Origin of the sequence: Sulfuricurvum sp. (genome assembly GCF_049305995.1) — a bacterium.
Lineage (GTDB): Bacteria > Campylobacterota > Campylobacteria > Campylobacterales > Sulfurimonadaceae > Sulfuricurvum.
In genome coordinates this window covers 1-3,498 of the sequence record NZ_JBAQPS010000392.1, presented here as the reverse complement: position 1 = coordinate 3,498, position 3,498 = coordinate 1, and the positions used below count along the sequence as shown (strand labels likewise).

Below are 3,498 nucleotides of genomic sequence, written 5' to 3'. Positions count from 1 at the left end.
CCCTGAAAAGCCACGCCTTAGCGGAAGTTCAGTGGGATGAGACTTGAAAATATCCTAGCACTGACCAAAGGCTCTCTTTTTGGGGAACCTTCAGTTAGTATCTTTGAAAGCGTTGTTTTTGACCCTTCCAAAGTTAAAAGAGGATCACTTTTTATCGCATATAGCTCAGATGACATCTCTGAAGCGATTCAAAACAGTGCGTATGGTGTTGTTTTTGATAAACCCACTCAAATAAGCGACAGTGAAATTGCTTGGATTAAAGTAGCTGATATTGATGAAGCTCTTAAAAAATTACTCCGCTTTTATCTCCTTGAAAAAGAATTGCAGGTTTACGCTTGTGATCCGATTACATTACATCTATCATCGATGATTTCAACGCCACCTATATTTTGCAATATTGAAGGGGCTGTGCGGGAAATATGGGAAAAGCTTTGGTCTTTAGAAAAAAAATCGATTGTTTTATTTTCCCCTACTCTCAGCGATACAGATATATTTGTCGAATATTCTCAGTTGGTTCACGCACAGGAGAATACAATTACGATTATCGAACAAACTCTCTTTGAAACCTCATTTATTCACAATGATATTTTTTATGAAAGACAGATGCTTTCTCCCTTTTTCATCCCTTATTTAGAGCGTATCCTTTTTTTCTATACCTTTTTACGAATACCATTTCAAATTAGAGGATTTAGTAAAATGGGACATTTTATCCCTGTTTTTACCAACTCTCGTCTTGAAAGTAAAGAATTTGGTAGCAGTGATCGTGTCGTTATTTTTGAGCCATTACTTGAGCTTATTGATGAGCAGATTAACTTTTTAGCACAGGCAACATGGGCTAAAATCATCTATTTGTTGCCAGAAGCGATGCGTTCATCACTCACTATTGGGGTTGAAAATATCTTTTTCTACCGTTATTCTGAAGAAGTGTTAACAATCTTACAATCCAGAATTTTCCATTTTGCCTTAGTAGCAGGGGTAGATAAAGGGATACTCAATCCATCCCGTTCGGCGATGAAACAGTTGGAACTTGACTTTTAGCCGATTCGTATCTGTTTCAGCTCTCTACGCAACTCTCTCTCGTTTTCTAACACACTCCGTACCACTGCATGAAACTCTTTAGAGTGGTTCATGTGTCGTAAATGGGCGAGTTCATGAACGATGATATAATCGATATGTGCATAGCTAAGTTGCATCATCATAGTGTTGAGTGTAACAATACCTTCACTGCTACAGCTCCCCCAGCGGCGGCGCATCTTTTTAAAACGTATCTCTTTTGGATGTAAGTCCATCTTTCGTGCATAATATGCTACACGCGATGGAAGGGTTAAATATGCCTCATTTTTATAAAAAAGTGAGTAATATTTTTCAATATCAACACTGTTTTTCGCTTTTTTTAGCATTTCGTCTAAATGTAAGAATTGTGTGATCGGGAGACACTCTCCCCGAAAACGGATTGTTTCACCGAGAGTATGGTAATACATATTGCTCGATGCAATCGCAATGAGTTTAGATCGAATCCAGCTTTCTCGCTCCGCTAAGATGATACGGATACGCTTTTCATTTTTGATAGGGGTACGGACACATACTTCACCGTTGTGGGTGATAGTAATATAGGTACTGCGATTTCGGGGACGATAATGGATTGTTATAGGTGAATTTGATGCATCAAACATAGTCGATAGGATCAACCACTCCGGCACGTTCAAAGCCTCGTAGACGCAATCGGCAGCTGTCGCATACACCGCACGCCGCCTCTTCGCTTTGGTAACAGCTCCATGTTAGATGCAACGGTGCACTCAGTCGAAGCGACTCTTGTACAATTTGAGATTTTTGCAGATGCACTAACGGCATTTCAATGCTAATATGGGTTGTCTCTTTCGTTCCTAAATTTGCCGCTTTAGTAAAAGTATCAATAAATGCTTCACGACAATCGGGATACCCGCTACTGTCCTCTTCGACCACACCGATTGCGATAACAGAGCACCCTTCTTTTTCAGCGATAGCGGTAGCGATAGAGAGAAAGATACCGTTTCGAAATGGGACATAGGTGATGGGGACACCTACTTCAATTCCACCCGTAGGAACTGTGAGCATGTGATCGGTTAATGCCGATGCTCCGATAGTTTTGAAAAAATCAAGATCGATCTCGTATTTCTCTCTCACCCCTAAATCCTCACAGATAGCGCGAAAACAGGAGAGCTCTTTTGCCACGGTGCGTTGTCCGTAGTTAAAGTGCAATGCGACGATCTCATATCCGCGTGAACGCATGATATAGGCAACAAGGGTCGAATCCATCCCGCCGCTCATGATACAAAGTGCTTTTTTCATAACAAATATTTCCTTGTCTATTCAGAAATTTTTGAGGCTTCTTGAAGTGCAGATGCTTTTTGGGCATAGTAGTCTGAGAGATTTTTATCCCCCACCACTTCGTGAAGTTTGGATAGATTTTCCAATGCCGTTATCTCTCCAGAAATATACCCTATCCGCTCGAAAATTTCTAACGATTGAGTGTAATTGTTTAACGCCGCATCAAATCTTCCAAGATGCTGATAAATATTTGCAATATTTCCAAGCGTGTTCGCTATCCCTTGTTGATGCCCTATCAAAAGATGAATTTTCAATGCTTCATTGTGTTTTAATAAAGCTTCATCATAATGCTCTTTATTTTGATAAATTGTACCAATCTTGTCAAGAGTTGATGCAATACCTCTTTTATTACCTATCGTTTCACTTAATTTTAATGCATCAAAATAATACATTAAAGCTTTATCATATTTTTCAAGATGTTGATAAGTATCTCCTATATTATCAAGCAAACTTGCTATACCCAACTGATCACCTATTTGCCGAAATAAATCTAAAGTTTTAGTATATATTTTTAGAGACTCTTCGTATTTACCGAGAGATTGATATATCTTTCCTAATTCATTGGATGTATATGCAATACCTTTTATATTTCCACTAGTAGAATATGTTTCTAACGCTTTATTTTCACTCAAAAAAGCTTCTTCATATTTACCTATACGTCGATATACTGCTCCAATACTAGCAAAAACATGAGCCATTCCTTCAACATTTCCTATCGATTCAAGTATTTTCAACCCTTCAATGTAATATTGTAGTTCTTCTTTATAATTACCAAAATTTTGATAGATTGAAGCTATATTGATAAGATCATTTGCAATACCTATCTCATTATTTAACCTTCTATCAATATCAAGTGCCTGCCTATGATTTTGCATAGCTTCATCATATCTTCCAAGTTGTTGATAAACCTTACCTATATTACCAAGCACATTGGCGATACCTGCCTGATCATCTATTCTATAAAATATTTCCAAACTTTCAGAATATTTTGTTAAAGCTTCTTCAGCTTTTCCAAGTCGTTGATAAATATTCCCAATATTGACAAGAACACTGGCAATCCCTCCATCATCTCCAATTGAACGATCTATTTCCAATGCTTCAGAATATTTCGACATTGCTTTATCGTATTGA

Annotated in this window: 4 protein-coding genes; 1 reads left to right on the top strand and 3 read right to left on the bottom strand. The window is 37.9% G+C overall.

Translation table 11 applies throughout. The features are described from left to right. Window positions 1–36: 36 nt before the first annotated feature. Window positions 37–1,038, top strand: a complete 1,002-nt coding sequence (locus tag WA010_RS13125; RefSeq protein ID WP_422557566.1) for a hypothetical protein — start codon at window positions 37–39, stop codon at window positions 1,036–1,038. On the opposite strand, the gene WA010_RS13120 is transcribed toward WA010_RS13125, so the two are convergent. The 3 genes from WA010_RS13120 to WA010_RS13110 all read right to left on the bottom strand — a co-directional run. After that, window positions 1,035–1,700 carry a M48 family metallopeptidase gene (locus WA010_RS13120; RefSeq protein WP_422557565.1) on the bottom strand — a complete coding sequence of 222 codons (666 nt, stop codon included), beginning with the start codon at window positions 1,698–1,700 and terminating at the stop codon, window positions 1,035–1,037. The two genes, WA010_RS13125 and WA010_RS13120, sit on opposite strands and share 4 nt — an antisense overlap. Continuing rightward, a complete protein-coding gene (gene queC, locus WA010_RS13115) occupies window positions 1,666–2,328 on the bottom strand; it encodes a 7-cyano-7-deazaguanine synthase QueC (RefSeq protein WP_422557564.1) in 663 nt (220 codons plus the stop codon). The genes WA010_RS13120 and queC overlap by 35 nt, the downstream gene beginning before the upstream one ends. A gap of 17 nt (window positions 2,329–2,345) precedes the next feature. Further along, a partial coding sequence (locus tag WA010_RS13110) for a tetratricopeptide repeat protein (RefSeq protein ID WP_422557563.1) occupies window positions 2,346–3,498 on the bottom strand: 1,153 nt, incomplete at its 5' end.

Excerpts from the sequence above, each read along its gene's own strand:
- WA010_RS13125 (WP_422557566.1), top strand. The coding sequence starts at position 37 with ATGAGACTTGAAAATATCCTAGCACTGACCAAAGGCTCTCTTTTTGGG.
- queC (WP_422557564.1), bottom strand. The coding sequence starts at position 2,328 with ATGAAAAAAGCACTTTGTATCATGAGCGGCGGGATGGATTCGACCCTT.